We start from the raw sequence: 15344 nt of genomic DNA on the forward strand, positions 1-15344 counted from the left end.
GACTTTCTCCACATTTCACCGCCCGGTGCTTTCCGGTTCCCCACAGTGGGGAACAACGTGGATATCTTGGCTGTACTCGCTATGCCAGCTTCTTTCCACAGGGCCCCTGACTGATTCTGGTATAGACCATTGTTTTTATTAAAAAAAAACAATCCACAGTCATCCACAGGACCATGTGATGCTTTTTCCCGCCGGCGTCGCAGGCTGCGGCGGAATGCCAATCTCTGCAAAACCGAGGATACCTGCTATTCACAGACTCCTAGAATCATCAAACAGCTTCGCTGAAATTTATTTAGAAACCGTATGTGGAGCAGAAAGCGGGGACAATGTCGGTCGAACGCAAGATCATGAAAGTTCTGAACGGGGACACGGTAACGCCCCCACCCGTCTGGATCATGCGCCAGGCCGGACGCTACCTGCCGGAATATCGAGCGACACGAAGCAAGGCGAACGGCTTTCTGGATCTGTGCTACACGCCGGATCTGGCGGTTGAAGTAACATTGCAGCCGATACACCGATATGAGCTGGATGCCGCGATCCTGTTCTCGGACATCCTTGTCGTGCCCGACGCGCTGAAGCGGGGTGTACGGTTCGTGGAAGGCGAAGGACCTCGGCTCGATCCGATAGACGCGGATGGCATAGCAAAACTCGATGCGTCGGGAATGCATGACCATCTTGTACCCGTCTACGAAACGGTCCGGCGGTTGCGTGCCGAGCTGCCGGCGGAGACAACCCTGCTCGGCTTTTGCGGCGCACCCTGGACGGTGGCTACCTACATGATCGCCGGAAAGGGAACGCCGGACCAGGCGCCTGCGCGCCTGTTCGGCTACCGGGAACGGGCGGCGATGGAACGGCTGCTCGATATTCTTGCCGACATGTCCGCGGAATATCTCATCCGGCAGCTGGATGAGGGTGCTGACGCGGTCCAGGTCTTCGACTCATGGGCAAGCGTACTCGAGGAAGAGACCTTCGAGGCATTCTGCGTCAGGCCCATGAAGCGGATCGTGGATAAAGTCAGGTCAGCGAAGCCTGATGCAAAGATCATCGGGTTTCCGAAGGGTGCCGGAACGCTTTACCGCGACTACAGGCAGAAGACGGGCGTGGATGCGCTCGGTCTCGACTGGACCGTACCGCTTTCGCTTGCCGCCGAACTGCAAAAGGAAGGGCCCGTGCAGGGAAATCTCGATCCGATGCGGGTCATTGCCGGCAGGGATGCGATCCGGGAAGGTGTGGACAGGATTCTCGACGCACTTGGCAACGGTCCGCTTATCTTCAATCTCGGCCACGGGATCACGCCCCAGGCCGATCCGGAGGACGTGGGATACCTGGTCAACCGCGTCAGGGGCCAGGCATGAGCGAGATATCGGAACAGAGCGGTCGAAAGGCGGCGCGCAGGGCAATCGTCGCGCTCGTCGTCCTGGCAGCATGCACATCGGCGATCTTCTGGCTCAATCCCGCCGATCTGTATCTCTGGATCAAGGCGGTGCATGTCGTTGCCATCATCGCCTGGATGGCGGGCATGCTGTATCTGCCGCGGCTCTTCATCTACCACTGCGACGCCGAGCCCGGCTCGGTGCAGAGCGAGACCTTCAAGGTCATGGAACGCCGGCTGCTTCGGGTTATCATGAATCCCGCCATGACGGTCGCCTGGGCGCTCGGCCTGTGGCTGGCATGGTCCGGCGGCCATTTCTCCAGCGGCTGGTTTCACGGAAAATTTGCCGCGGTGATCGCGCTGTCGGCCGTACACGGCATCTATTCGCGGGCGGTGCGCCTTTTCGCGGAGGACAGGAACGACAGGTCGCCGCGATATTGGCGCGTGATGAACGAGGTGCCGACCTTGCTCATGATCGCCATAGTCATTCTTGTCATCGTGAAGCCGTTCTGACGGCGATTTTGGCGATATGCGCTTTGTGACTTGAAGTAAGTTTCACGAAAGATTATGTGAGAGATAATCCGGCTCGGGATCCCCTCCCCTATAGATGGGCCGCACTTTCCCTTTCGATTTCCAGACATAAGCGTGTTTTCATGCAACAAATGAAGTTACAGGACCTCCAGAACAAGTCCGCCACGGAGCTCGTCGAATTCGCCGAGAGCCTGGAGGTCGAGAACGCCAGCGTGATGCGCAAGCAGGAACTGATGTTTGCCATCCTGAAACGGCTGGCCGCCGACGATGTGGAAATCATAGGCGATGGCGTCGTGGAGATCCTGCAGGACGGTTTCGGCTTCCTGCGTTCGGCGAATGCGAACTACTTGCCGGGACCCGATGATATCTACATCTCCCCGTCCCAGATCCGCCGCTTTTCGCTCAAGACCGGCGACACCGTGCAGGGACCGATCCGCGGCCCGAAAGAAGGCGAGCGCTATTTCGCCCTGCTCAAGGTCAACACGATCAATTTCGAGGATCCGGAAAAGATCCGGCACAAGAGCCATTTCGACAACCTGACTCCGCTCTATCCGGACGAGCGGTTCAAGATGGAAGTCGAGGGCGCTCCGTCGAAGGATCTTTCAGCCCGGGTCATCGACCTGGTCGCGCCGCTCGGCAAGGGTCAGCGCGCGCTGATCGTGGCACCGCCGCGCACCGGCAAGACGGTGCTCCTGCAGAATATCGCGCATTCGATCACCGCGAACCATCCGGAGTGCTACCTGATCGTACTCCTGATTGACGAGCGTCCGGAGGAAGTGACGGATATGCAGCGTTCGGTGAACGGCGAAGTCGTGTCTTCGACCTTCGACGAGCCGGCCGCGCGCCACGTTCAGGTCGCCGAAATGGTGATCGAGAAGGCCAAGCGTCTGGTCGAACACGGTCGCGACGTGGTGATCCTGCTCGATTCCATCACGCGCCTTGGGCGTGCCTACAACACGGTCGTGCCGTCTTCGGGCAAGGTGCTGACCGGCGGAGTGGATGCAAATGCGCTGCAGCGTCCCAAGCGCTTCTTTGGCGCGGCGCGCAATATCGAGGAAGGCGGCTCACTGACGATTATCGCCACGGCGCTGATCGACACCGGAAGCCGCATGGACGAGGTGATCTTCGAGGAATTCAAGGGTACGGGCAACTCGGAAATCGTGCTTGATCGCAAGGTCGCCGACAAACGTACTTTCCCGGCCATCGATGTGCTCAAGTCCGGCACCCGCAAGGAGGACCTGCTCATTCCGCGCCAGGATCTCCAGAAGATATTCGTGCTGCGCCGCATTCTCGCGCCGATGGGTACGACGGATGCGATCGAATTCCTCATAGACAAGCTCAAGCAGACGAAGAACAACGGCGAATTCTTCGATTCCATGAACGCCTGATCGACTCGTTTGCCGGATTCGTGAGCCGGATTCAGAATCCTTCACGCAACAGCCCTTTGAGCTCGTCGTCGGTAGTGGCCGGCGGCGTGCATTGCATTCCGGCACAGAGATAGGCGCCGTCGGCGGGATAGCGCCGGGCATCCGGCCCGTTCGGCAGTCGGACATCAATGCGTCCCGGATGTGGATGGCGGCACGCGGAACGCCACAAGGAGTCCACCTCCGGGCCGGTGCCCACCACAACCAGCTTCCGCGCCGCCAGAACCGTGTCCGTGGCATTGAAGAAGCCGGCCTGGCCGAAACGGGTTTTCAGTATCCGGCTGGCGGCGCTGGCCGTCAGACCGTCCACGAGGGAAGCCAGCGAACTGTCGTCCGTTGCGGTCGCGAGCCGGGACAGGGCGTCGATGGCCTGGGCGGTGGCCGAAGGGCTGGCTTCGTCCAGGTCGTTCCAGGTCAGCATCGGGATATCGTTGCGATCCCGCTCCTGCATCCAGAACCCCGCACACGATTCGCTATCGAAATGATTGCGCCGCAGCTTTTCCGACAGGATGCGTGCGTCTTCCATGTAGTCGGGGCTTCCTGTTGCTTCGTTGAGTGCGAGGGCGGCGCCTATCATGGCGGCGTAGTCGATCGCGAAACCGAAGTCGCTGGCCTTTTCGCCATCGAAGACATGGGCCAGCCGATGCTCGCCGTGCAGAATCGTCATCAGGTGACGGTATTGGTCGGCTGCGAGGGAGGTCCACGATTCGGAACCGAAATAGCGCCCGGCCTCGGCGATGGCGCGGATTGCATAGCCGTTCCAGTCCGCCAGCACCTTGGTGTCGCGGCCGGGCGGAACGCGGGACTGGCGGAACTTCAGCAGTCGGGCGCGGCTTTCGGCGTGCCGGAGCACTTCACTTGCGGCGCGGCCGGGATCTCTCCCGAGCCCTGAAAGGTTGGGTATGTTTCGTCCCTCCCAGTTTCCTTCGGGGGAAATGTCGTAGATGCGGGCAAATTCCGGCGCATCGGTGCCCAGCACGGCTTCGACCTCTTCCCGTGACCAGACGTAGTATTTGCCTTCCTCGCCTTCCGAATCGGCATCAAGGCTCGCGGCAAAACCACCGGTCGGCATGATCATGTCCTCGATCAGCCACGCGATCGTTTCCTCGATTCGCAACCGGAACAAATCAGATCCGGTTTCGGCATGCGCCCAAATGCAGTGCCGGATGAAATGGGCGTTGTCGTATAGCATCTTCTCGAAATGAGGTACGAGCCATTTGCCGTCGACCGCGTACCTGGCCAGCCCGCCGCCGACATGGTCATAAATGCCGCCCAGCGAAATCGCGGTGAGCGTCTCCAGGAAGCGGTCGCGGGCGTCGACGTCCCCGTCGCGCAGCCAGGCGCGCCACAATGTTTCCAGAAACGGCGCATTCGGGAATTTCGGGGCGCCGGCCAAGCCGCCTGCTTCGGGGTCGTACATCTTCGCGACCTGCCTGGAGAAGCCGCGAACCGTGTCCATGGTGATCGCGGCCGGTTCGGTGTCGCCGGCAAGCTGCTCCTTCAGGTGGTTGCGCAGGCGCTGTGCGTTCATCTCGATATCGTTCCGACGCTGTCGGAATGCTGCCTCCACCTGGACGAGCACATTCCTGAAACCGGGACGCCCGTATCGCGGTTCCCTCGGGAAATATGTCCCGCCCCAGAAGGGCTTTCCGTCCGGCGTCAGCACCATTGTCAATGGCCAGCCGCCCTGTTCGCCCATCGCGGTCAATGCGGCCATGCAGTACTGGTCGATGTCGGGGCGCTCCTCCCTGTCCACCTTGATGTTGACGTAGAGCCGGTTCATCAGCGCGGCGACTTCAGCGTCCTCGAAGGATTCGTGGGCCATGACGTGGCACCAGTGACAGGCCGCGTAGCCGACGGAAACCAGGATCGGCATGTCGTATTCGCGTGCCGCGGCTAGCGAAGCCTCGTCCCACGGCTGCCAGTGGACAGGATTGTCTTTGTGTTGCAGTAGGTATGGGCTGGCGGAGGCGGCAAGCCTGTTTTCTGCGATGACGGACAAATGAACATCCCTTTCGATTCGGCCTGGTAACGATATGGACACGATTTTCGCATTGTCGAGCGGCGCCCCGCCATCGGGTGTTGCTGTCATACGGCTGTCCGGACCGCAAGCCGGTGCGGTGATCGAGACCCTGACGGGTGGATTGCCGGAACCACGGGTCGCCTCGCTCCGATCGATTCGTGACCGGAACGGTGCAATCATCGACAGGGGCTTGGTGCTCTGGTTTCCGGGCCCGGGTAGTTTTACCGGCGAGGATTGCGCCGAGATTCACCTGCATGGCGGACGCGCGGTCATAGACCGGCTGCTTTCCGTGCTGTCGGAACTGGAGGGTTTGCGTATTGCCGAAGCGGGCGAGTTTTCCCGGCGTGCATTTGCCAACGGCAAATTCGATCTCACAGGCGCGGAAGGGCTTGCCGACCTGATAGGTGCGGAAACGGAATCCCAGCGTGTACTCGCCATGGCACAGGCCTCGGGCGCGTTGCGGCAACTCTACGAATCCTGGCAAGAGCGCCTGCTGCATGCCCGCGCGATGATCGAGGCGGAAATCGATTTCGCCGATGAAGACGATGTTCCCGGTTCCGTATCGGAGCAGGTATGGGACGACATGGAGCGGCTGGCGGCGGAAATGCGCTCGCATATGGCGGGCGCGAAGCGCGCGGCAGCGGTTCGCGAAGGGTTCCGGATCGTGATCATCGGTCCCCCGAATGCCGGAAAGTCGAGCCTGCTGAACGCCCTTGCGGGAAGCGATGTCGCGATCGTGTCCGATGAGCCTGGGACGACGCGGGACGTGCTGGAAACGCGGCTGTCCCTGAGCGGTCAGCTCGTGATCATCACGGACACCGCGGGAATACGCGAGAATGCCGGCGCGATAGAGGCGGAAGGTATTCGACGCGCACTTGCCCGCGCCTCGGAGGCGGACCTGGTTCTGCATCTTTCGGAAACCGGGAGGTGGGATTTTGTCGGGGACTTTGGCGGCGTACCGGTCTGGAGGGTACTTACAAAGTCGGATCTCGGCAGGACCTGCAGGGAAGATGACGTTCTCACCATATCGTCGAAGACCGAAGAAGGGCTGAAACCGCTATTCGATTCGCTTGAGAAACATTTGAGTGAAACCGTCGGCAGGGATGTCAGCACGCTTCCAACGCGTCAACGGCACCTCGACAACCTGCGGTTGGCGCTTCGGGACATCGAGGCGGCGCTTTCGTTTCGGGGCGACGGGCTCGAACTGCGGGCCGAATCGTTGCGGCGGGCAGCGTTCAGTCTTGGCAGGATCACGGGTCAGCACGGGGTCGAGGATGTCCTCGGTGTCATATTCTCCGAGTTTTGCGTCGGCAAGTGATTCACGTGAAACAGGCCGTTATCGGACTGGCTGAAGAGGGGTCCCGTCGCGATATGTTTCACGTGAAACACCCGGCACCTTGACGCGGGAACGATCCTGCTGCATTTCCGCCGTGACCGGGAAAGCGAAATCCATGAAGCGCAAATTCGATGTTATCGTGATCGGCGGCGGCCATGCCGGCTGCGAGGCCGCTCGTGCGTCGGCGGCGACCGGCGCCAAGACCGCCCTTGTTACGCATTCGTTCTCGACCATCGGCACAATGTCCTGCAATCCGGCGATCGGCGGTTTGGGCAAGGGGCATCTCGTGCGCGAGATCGACGCCCTCGACGGACTGATGGGTCGGGTGGCCGACATGGCGGGAATCCAGTTCCGGATGCTCAACCGACGCAAGGGCCCGGCCGTGCGCGGACCGCGGACCCAGGCCGATCGCAAGCTCTACCGGGATGCGATGCAGGCGGAAATCGGCGCGATTGCAGGCCTCGAGGTCATCGAGGGCGAAGTCGTGGACATATTGCTCGACGACGGGAATGCGGTCCGGGGTGCAGTGCTGGCAGATGGCTCCAAGCTGCAATGCGGAGCTGTCGTTCTGACTACCGGGACATTTCTGCGCGGGATGATCCATATCGGCGACCGGACCATGCCCGCGGGGCGGATGGGTGAGAGGCCAAGCCACGGACTGTCCCGCACCCTGGAGCGGCTCGGTGTTCCGTTGGGCCGGCTGAAGACCGGTACGCCACCGCGGCTTGACGGTCGGACGATCCGCTGGGCGGAGCTGTCGAAGCAGCTTGCGGATGACGAGCCCGTGCCCTTCTCGACCATGACAGAGAGGATCGTCAATCCGCAGATCGAATGCGGTGTCACGAGGACTACACCGGATACGCATCGCATAATCGAGGAAAATCTCGGTCGAAGCGCGATGTATTCGGGCAACATCAAGGGCGTCGGGCCGCGTTATTGCCCCTCGATCGAAGACAAGATCATACGGTTCGGCGAGCGCGACGGACACCAGGTCTTCCTCGAGCCGGAAGGCCTGGACGATGATACCGTCTATCCGAACGGGATTTCCACCTCGTTGCCGGAGGACGTGCAGCTTTGCTTTCTCAAGACAATACCGGGTCTCGAGGATGCCGTGATGCTTCAGCCCGGCTACGCGATCGAGTATGACCACGTCGATCCCCGTGCCCTGGACAGTGTCTTGCAGCTGCGGGGGGTGCACGGGTTCTTTCTGGCGGGCCAGATCAACGGCACGACGGGTTACGAGGAAGCCGGCGCCCAGGGCGTGGTCGCGGGACTCAATGCGGCGCGGCTCGCGGGTGGCCAGGATCGCGTTATCTTCAGCCGGACAGAATCCTATATCGGCGTGATGATCGACGATCTGACCACGCACGGTGTTTCCGAGCCCTATCGCATGTTCACATCGCGAGCCGAATACCGGCTGTCGTTGCGGGTCGACAACGCGGATCTGCGGCTGACACCCAAGGGAGTCGATTTGGGGCTGGTCAGTGAAACCAGAAGGCGCCATTTCGATTCGATGACGGAACGACTTGATCGGGCACGATCCCTCGCACGAAACCGTACGCTGACACCGCAGGAAGCCGGTCGGTTCGGACTCGAAATCAATCAGGACGGCGTCCGCCGATCCGCCTATGACCTTCTGGCCTATCCGAATATCATAATGTCCGATATCCGGGGGATATGGCCGGAATTCGGCGACTTTCCGGCCGACGTTCTCGAGAGGTTGGAAATCGAGGCACAGTATGCCGTCTACATGAAGCGGCAGGCGGCAGACATAGCCGCAGTGCGGAAAGAGGAGCGTACGGCTATACCGGTCGACCTCGATTACGACCGGATTGCCGGGCTTTCCAACGAGCTTAAGCAAAAGCTCAAAATGCGGAAACCTGAAACTCTTGCCGCAGCGCAACGTATCGAGGGAATCACGCCGGCCGCTCTCGGTCTGATTGTGGCGCATATCCAGCAGCGGCGGCGCAAAGCGAGCCGGGTGGCATGACGAACCGAGTCGCTTCCGAAATGGCACCGGGCGACTGGCCCGAAATTCTTGCAAATGTTTCACGTGAAACACGCACCAGGCTGGAAGACTATGCGGCGCTCTACGAAAAGTGGTCTTCACGGATCAACCTGACTGCGCCGTCCACGCAGAAGGACTTCTGGCGCCGCCATGTGGCAGACAGCGCGCAGTTGCTCGAAATTGCGCCGGACGCGCGCCACTGGGTGGACCTGGGTTCCGGTGGCGGTTTTCCCGGCATGGTGATCGCGATCCTGCTGCAGGATGTGCCGGGCGCCCGCGTCGAGCTGGTGGAGAGCAACCGGAAGAAGACGGCGTTCCTGCAGGCGGTGAAGGCCTGCTGCGCGCCCTCCGCAGTCGTCCATTCCGCGCGAATCGAGGATGTCGTATCGCGGATCGCGGCGCCGGAAATCGTTACCGCGCGTGCGCTGGCCGGGCTGCCCAAGTTGTTCGACCTGTCGTCTGACTGGCTTCAGCACGGGTCGCGAGCGCTGTTTCACAAAGGCCGTGGATATGCCGGCGAGATCGAAGAAAGCCGTGCCAAATGGACATTCGATCTGGTAAGACATGGCAGCCGGATCGACCCGGAGTCCGTTATCCTGGATATAACCGGTCTGCGATCACGGCCAGCGTGAAACGTTTCCGATTTCGAGGACTTTCGCATGGCGGACAATTGCCGCGTGATCACGATAGCGAATCAGAAGGGCGGTGTGGGCAAGACGACCACGGCGATCAATCTGGCAACGGCACTGGCAGCAATCGGCGAACAGGTGCTGATCGTCGATCTCGATCCGCAGGGGAACGCATCGACCGGGCTCGGCATTGATCGGGAAGACCGGGAGATCTCGTCCTACGACGTTCTTCTCGGCGAGGTCGATGCCCTCGATGCGGCGATACCGACCGCGGTGCCGAACCTGTCAATCGTGCCGTCGACCATGGATCTTCTTGGCGTCGAGATGGAAATTTCGGGGGCGCAGGACCGGGTGTTCCGCCTCCGCTCCGCGCTCGGCCGTGTCGCGTCGCGTTTTACCTATGTACTCGTGGATTGCCCGCCCTCGCTCAACCTTCTAACCCTCAACGCCATGGCCGCGGCACATTCCATTCTGGTGCCGCTGCAGACCGAGTTCTTTGCGCTTGAAGGCCTGAGCCAGCTCCTCAAGACGGTCGACCAGGTCAAGGGGTCGATCAATCCCAGCCTGAAGATACAGGGCATCGTGCTGACAATGTTCGACAAGCGCAACAATCTCGCGCTCCAGGTGGTCGAGGACGTTCGGGCGCATCTGGGCGACAAGGTCTACCAAACGGTCATACCGAGAAACGTGCGCGTCTCGGAAGCGCCGTCGCATGGAAAGCCGGCTATTCTCTACGATCTCAATTGTGCAGGAAGCCAGGCATATCTCCAGCTTGCCTCGGAGGTCATCCGCCGCGAACGCCAGTTGGCAGCGGCGTAAGTGAAGCGATTGCACACACGAACGGAACAAACGACGGATCAGACATGGCAGACGACGCTTCCCGAAAACGCCTTGGCCGCGGCCTCGCCGCCCTGATCGGGGAAATGGATCAACCCGTCGAGGAAGCACCTGAGCCGCAGGCTTCCGACCGAATCCTGCCGATCGAGTTCGTTGTTCGCAATCCCAACAACCCGCGGCGTGAATTCTCCGAGAACGAGCTGGAAGATCTCGCGGCCTCGATCCGCGAACACGGCATTATCCAGCCCGTCGTCGTGCGCGAGCAGCCCGGGAACGGCGGGGTCTATGAACTCATAGCTGGCGAACGGCGCTGGCGCGCTGCACAAAGGGCCGGATTGACCGAGATTCCGGTCATCATCCGCAACGTGGACGACAAGGTCGCCCTCGAACTGGCAATCATCGAGAACGTCCAGCGCGCCGATCTCAATCCGATCGAGGAGGCGGCCGGATACCAGAAGCTGATAGACGAGTACAGCTATACCCAGGCCGACCTTGGAGACGTGATCGGCAAGAGCCGCAGCCACGTTGCCAACACGTTGCGGTTGCTCAAGCTACCGCGGCAGGTGCAGTCCATGGTCGGCAACGGCGAATTGTCGGCCGGTCATGCCCGCGCCCTCGTGACGGCGCCCGATCCGGAAGGCCTGGCCAGGCGTATCGTTGACGAAGGCCTGTCTGTTCGTCAGGCGGAGACGCTCGCGCAGGGCAATCCGACGCCGGAAGGCGGAAATGAAGCGAAGCGGGCGCCGAAGGAAAAGGACGCGGACACGCTTGCGCTGGAGAAGCTGCTGACCGACCAGCTCGGCCTGCGTGTCGAGATCGCGCATGGCAAGAACGGCGGCGAACTCAAGGTTCGTTACAAGACCCTGGACCAGCTCGACGCGCTTTGCCATCGGCTGCAAGGGGTCTAAACCCTAATTAGTTATCCGGCTAACGACGGCGTGCGCTCTGAATGGTTATAGCCAGCAATGCCGTATGTGCGACCGGCACGGCAAGCGTCGCGTTCATGCGGCTTTCCAGAACGCATTCATGAAGCCGGCGCAACGCCTGGCGTATTCCGCTTGCCGTCCAGCGTGTCAACGCCAGTTCGACAGTCTTGCGGCGGGCGAAGAATACAGGTGGCTTCGCACTCGCGACGACGGCCGAGGCGGGCCGGCCGCTCCTGTCCATTTCCGCTCGCAAGAGGTCCAGCTGCTGGAACTGGCGAATGGCGGCAGAAAGCATCGGTTGCGGATTCGAACCCGCCGATAGAAATGCCTGCATGGATTCGTCGAAATCGGCCAGGCGGCCCGTGATAACCGCGTCAACGATGTCGTCATAGGAAGTGGATGACGCGTCGCCAATACAGGCGCGTGCCATGTCAAGGGTGATTTCCTGCTCGCCGAGGCCATAGAGCACCAGCTTTTCCAGCTCGCCGCGCGAGGCTCGCCTGTCGCCGCCGATATGTTCCTGGATATATCGTCTCGCATCGAGCGTAAGCCGCTGGCCTGACTCTGAAAAGGTGTTGTCTATCAGCGTGTTAAGCGCAGTGGCGTTGTCCGTGTAGCAAGGAAGGGTAATGCCGTTCGGCGATTTCTCCACAACGGCGCGCAAGCCCGTGCCCTTCTTGAGGTCGCCCGCCTCGACAACAAGCCGCACGCCTTCCGGCGGGTCCCGGAGAATTCTCTCGATATTGGCCGTGATTTCCTTGTGGTTGCCGGCATTGCGGAGCCAGATGAGACGGTCACCGCCGAACATGCCTACCGTATAGGCCTCGTCGATCAACCGTACCGGATCGCCGGCGAGCTCGTTTGCATCGACTTTCAGTGTCGAGAAACTGTCGGACAGATCGATACCGGTGGATTTCGCGAGGATTTCCGCGCGTTCGGAAACGAGACCGCGATCCGGTCCGTAGACGAGATAGAGGACCCGCCCCCGATCCGGGTTCTTCAGAAAACGGTCGACTTCGCCGGCTTTCAGCTCGCTCACGGGCGCCTCCCCGGCTGTCAGATCGCTCCGGCGCGTTTCAGATCGGCAGCAATCAAGGCATGCAGCTGTTCGGCGACTTCCCGGGCGGCGCGGTTTTCGGCGTCGCGCTCTGCGCGAATGTTGGCGAACTCCTGGAGAGACACGTCGAACGAAGCGGACGCGGTCGCGTTGCGGCTCGAAACCGTCGAACCGTCGGCGATACGGACAAGATCGTAGCTTGCCGTCACCGTTACCGTGCGCGCCGTCGGCTCGCCATCGGACGTCGACGATTGGGAGAGAAGCGCTCCGGCACTTCGCGCGCTGGCGTCCAGCGTCAACTCGTAGGCGGCATCCGAGGGTTGCCCGGCGCCGCCGCTTAAAAGGAAGATCAAATGGTTGCGCAGTTCCTGGTCGACGCGTTCATTAACCGGCTTAATATCTATCGCTGCAAGCGCCGAACCTTGCCTCGCATCGCTGCGCGGTGCCGGTGCATAGAGGGGCTGTATGGTGCATCCGGCCAGCAGCGAAGCAGCCAGTGCGGCCAGTGCGAGGCGTGCAATTGTTCTCTTCATGCCGTGCCGGTCCCCGATTCCATCAAGCGACAATGTTCACTATGCGGTTCGGAACCACAATGACTTTCTTTGGATTCGTACCGCCCAGATGATGGACGACGAAATCGGCCTCCAGCGCCGATTTCTCGACAACATCCTTGTCCGCATCCTTGGCCACGACGATCTCGCCGCGCTTCTTGCCGTTGATCTGGACCGGCAAGGTCACGGTGTTTTCCTCGACGAGAGACGGATCGAACTGCGGCCACGGCGTTTCCGCAACCATACGTGTATGGCCCAGTGCGTGCCAGCACTCCTCGGCCAAATGCGGCATGACGGGCGCGATGACCTGTACAAGGATCGACAATGCCTCGTGCGCGGCGGCCTTGTCGGCGCTGGAGCCGGAAACCGCCTTGTCGACGGCTGGAGCGATCTCGTTTACCAGTTCGTGAACGCGGGCAATGGCGCGGTTGAAAGCAAGTTTCTCGAAGTCCTCGCCGACCGCCTTGAGCGCCTTGTGTGCCGACCTGCGCATGGCAAGGGCGTCGCCCGAGGCGCCGGCTGCATCGCCGGCAGCAAGGCGGGGTGCAGCTCCGGACACGATACGCCAGATCCGCTGAACGAAGCGGTGGGCACCCTCGGCGCCACGGTCGTTCCACTCGACGTCCCGATCGGGCGGCGAATCTGAGAGCATGAACCAGCGGGCGGTATCGGCACCGTAGCTCTGGGTGATTTCCTCCGGCCCGATCGTGTTCTTCTTGGATTTCGACATCTTCTCGAGGCTGCCGATTTCGACCTCCTCGCCCGTTTCGACCAGGAATGCGCGGCGCGCTCCCCCGGATTCCTCCAATCGTATCTCCGAAGGCGAATGCCATCGGATATCCGAGCCGCTTCCGGTCCTGTAGGTCTCGTGCACGACCATTCCCTGGGTGAACAAGCCCCTGAACGGCTCGGCGAGATCGAGATGGCCGGTTTCGCGCATGGCGCGTGTGAAGAAGCGCGAATAGAGCAGGTGCAGGATCGCGTGCTCGATGCCGCCAATATACTGGTCAACGGGAAGCCAGTCGTTAGCCGCTTCCGGATCCGTCGGGTTGTCCGCGCCGGGCGCCGTGAACCGGGCAAAATACCAGGATGAGTCGACGAAGGTGTCCATCGTATCCGTTTCGCGTCGGGCCGGCTTGCCGCATTTCGGGCAGTCGACATGCCGCCAGGTCGGATGGCGGTCGAGCGGATTGCCCGGCTTCTCGAAATCGATGTCCTCGGGCAGCTTTACCGGCAGGTCCGATCGCGGTACCGGCACGACGCCGCACTCGTCACAGTGAATCACCGGAATCGGACAGCCCCAGTAACGCTGGCGCGAAATGCCCCAGTCGCGCAGGCGGAACTGTACCTTTCGCTCGGCCTGCGGGCGGCCGCCGAGATCGACACTCTCGAGTCTTTTGGCCACTTCCTCGAAAGCCGCCTTCGGGGTCAGGCCATCGAGGAAGCGCGAATTGATCATCACGCCGTCACCGACATAGGCTTCCTCGGTAATCCGGAAGCTTTCCGCATCGGCATCGCCCGGCATGACCACAGGGATGACGGGCAAGCCGTACTTGTTGGCGAAATCGAGGTCGCGCTGGTCGCCCGAGGGGCAGCCGAAAATGGCGCCCGTGCCATAGTCCATCAGCACGAAATTGGCGACATAGACCGGCAGCGTCCATGACGGATCAAAGGGATGGACGACGCGGATACCGGTATCGAAGCCCTTCTTCTCGGCCGTTTCCAGCTCGGCAACCGACGTACCCTGCCGGCGGCATTCGTGACAGAAGGCGGCGAGTTCCGGATTGGCCGCGGCAGCCTTCTTCGCCAGCGGATGGTCGGCGGCGATCGCCATGAAGGATGCGCCGAAGATCGTGTCCGGGCGCGTGGTATAGACCTCGAGCTCGGTCTCGCCGGCCGGTGACGTCTCCGGCACCAGTTCCCAGCGGATCTGCAGGCCCTCGGACCGGCCGATCCAGTTCTTCTGCATCACCCGAACCTTTTCCGGCCATCCGTCGAGCGTGTCCAGCGAATCGAGCAGGTCCTGGCTGAAATCGGTGATCCGGAAAAACCATTGGGTCAGTTCGCGCTGTTCCACCGGGGCGCCCGAGCGCCATCCGCATCCGTCGATGACCTGCTCGTTCGCGAGCACGGTCATGTCCACCGGATCCCAGTTGACCTTGGACTGCTTGCGATAGACGAGACCCTTGTCGAGGAAATCGAGAAACAGCATCTGCTGGCGATGGTAGTAGTCGACGTCGCAGGTGGCGAATTCGCGTGACCAGTCGATCGACAGCCCCATCAGTTTCAGCTGTTCCCGCATGGTTGCGATATTGTCGTAGGTCCACTTGCCCGGATGGACCTTGTTCTGCATGGCCGCGTTCTCGGCGGGCATGCCGAATGCGTCCCAGCCCATCGGGTGCAGGACATTGTAGCCGAGCGCCCGCCGGTGCCGCGCAACCACGTCGCCCATGGTGTAGTTGCGGGTGTGACCGATATGGATGCGTCCCGACGGATAGGGAAACATCTCCAGGACATAGTATTTCGGCCGCGGATCATCGTTGTCGGCCTCGAAAAGCCGGGCCTCGGCCCAAGCCTTCTGCCATTTGGGTTCGACTTCGCGCGGATTGTAACGTTCGGTTGCCATGCTGCCAGAAACTCTTGAATTCTG

At 61.3% G+C, this 15344-nt stretch carries 12 protein-coding genes; 8 read left to right on the forward strand and 4 right to left on the reverse strand.

Going from position 1 to position 15344, the window contains the following annotated elements; all coding sequences use genetic code 11:
- Positions 1 to 326 precede the first annotated feature (326 nt).
- The 3 genes from hemE to rho all read left to right on the forward strand — a co-directional run bounded on the left by hemE (position 327) and on the right by rho (position 3291).
- Positions 327 to 1355, forward strand: a complete 1029-nt coding sequence (gene hemE / locus HTY61_RS15925; RefSeq protein ID WP_175277723.1) for a uroporphyrinogen decarboxylase — start codon at positions 327 to 329, stop codon at positions 1353 to 1355.
- Complete coding sequence (gene hemJ, locus HTY61_RS15930; protein ID WP_175277724.1) at positions 1352 to 1885, forward strand: protoporphyrinogen oxidase HemJ; 534 nt, start codon at positions 1352 to 1354, stop codon at positions 1883 to 1885. The genes hemE and hemJ overlap by 4 nt, the downstream gene beginning before the upstream one ends.
- Before the next feature lie 140 nt (positions 1886 to 2025).
- The gene (rho, locus tag HTY61_RS15935) at positions 2026 to 3291 is read left to right on the forward strand and encodes a transcription termination factor Rho (protein WP_175277725.1); all 1266 of its coding nucleotides are present in this window, start codon (positions 2026 to 2028) and stop codon (positions 3289 to 3291) included.
- 31 nt (positions 3292 to 3322) lie between these two features.
- Here the strand turns inward: rho and HTY61_RS15940 are convergent, their stop codons facing one another.
- Positions 3323 to 5329, reverse strand: a complete 2007-nt coding sequence (locus HTY61_RS15940) for a thioredoxin domain-containing protein (protein ID WP_246272832.1) — start codon at positions 5327 to 5329, stop codon at positions 3323 to 3325.
- A 34-nt stretch (positions 5330 to 5363) separates the two neighbouring features.
- Here HTY61_RS15940 and mnmE point away from each other — a divergent pair, with 34 nt between their 5' ends.
- The 5 genes from mnmE to HTY61_RS15965 all read left to right on the forward strand — a co-directional run bounded on the left by mnmE (position 5364) and on the right by HTY61_RS15965 (position 11068).
- Positions 5364 to 6668: a tRNA uridine-5-carboxymethylaminomethyl(34) synthesis GTPase MnmE gene (mnmE, locus tag HTY61_RS15945; protein WP_175277727.1), complete on the forward strand. Its 1305-nt coding sequence runs from the start codon at positions 5364 to 5366 to the stop codon at positions 6666 to 6668.
- A gap of 133 nt (positions 6669 to 6801) precedes the next feature.
- Positions 6802 to 8676, forward strand: a complete 1875-nt coding sequence (mnmG, locus tag HTY61_RS15950) for a tRNA uridine-5-carboxymethylaminomethyl(34) synthesis enzyme MnmG (protein ID WP_175277728.1) — start codon at positions 6802 to 6804, stop codon at positions 8674 to 8676.
- Positions 8673 to 9326 (forward strand): 16S rRNA (guanine(527)-N(7))-methyltransferase RsmG, encoded by a 654-nt coding sequence (gene rsmG / locus HTY61_RS15955; protein WP_246272833.1) that lies wholly within the window; start codon positions 8673 to 8675, stop codon positions 9324 to 9326. The genes mnmG and rsmG overlap by 4 nt, the downstream gene beginning before the upstream one ends.
- Positions 9327 to 9353: 27 nt before the next feature.
- On the forward strand, positions 9354 to 10142 hold the full coding sequence (locus HTY61_RS15960; RefSeq protein ID WP_175277729.1) for a ParA family protein: 789 nt from the start codon (positions 9354 to 9356) through the stop codon (positions 10140 to 10142).
- Positions 10143 to 10186: 44 nt separating this feature from the next.
- A complete protein-coding gene (locus HTY61_RS15965) occupies positions 10187 to 11068 on the forward strand; it encodes a ParB/RepB/Spo0J family partition protein (RefSeq protein ID WP_175277730.1) in 882 nt (293 codons plus the stop codon).
- Positions 11069 to 11087: 19 nt separating this feature from the next.
- On the opposite strand, the gene holA is transcribed toward HTY61_RS15965, so the two are convergent.
- From holA to leuS, 3 genes are read right to left on the reverse strand one after another with little or no spacing between them, the layout of a single operon-like run.
- Positions 11088 to 12125, reverse strand: a complete 1038-nt coding sequence (holA, locus tag HTY61_RS15970; RefSeq protein ID WP_175277731.1) for a DNA polymerase III subunit delta — start codon at positions 12123 to 12125, stop codon at positions 11088 to 11090.
- 17 nt (positions 12126 to 12142) lie between these two features.
- On the reverse strand, positions 12143 to 12676 hold the full coding sequence (gene lptE / locus HTY61_RS15975) for an LPS assembly lipoprotein LptE (RefSeq protein ID WP_175277732.1): 534 nt from the start codon (positions 12674 to 12676) through the stop codon (positions 12143 to 12145).
- Between the two features lie 22 nt (positions 12677 to 12698).
- The gene (leuS, locus tag HTY61_RS15980) at positions 12699 to 15320 is read right to left on the reverse strand and encodes a leucine--tRNA ligase (protein WP_175277733.1); all 2622 of its coding nucleotides are present in this window, start codon (positions 15318 to 15320) and stop codon (positions 12699 to 12701) included.
- Positions 15321 to 15344: the final 24 nt, after the last annotated feature.

The sequence above is a fragment of the Oricola thermophila genome (assembly GCF_013358405.1).
Lineage (GTDB): Bacteria > Pseudomonadota > Alphaproteobacteria > Rhizobiales > Rhizobiaceae > Oricola > Oricola thermophila.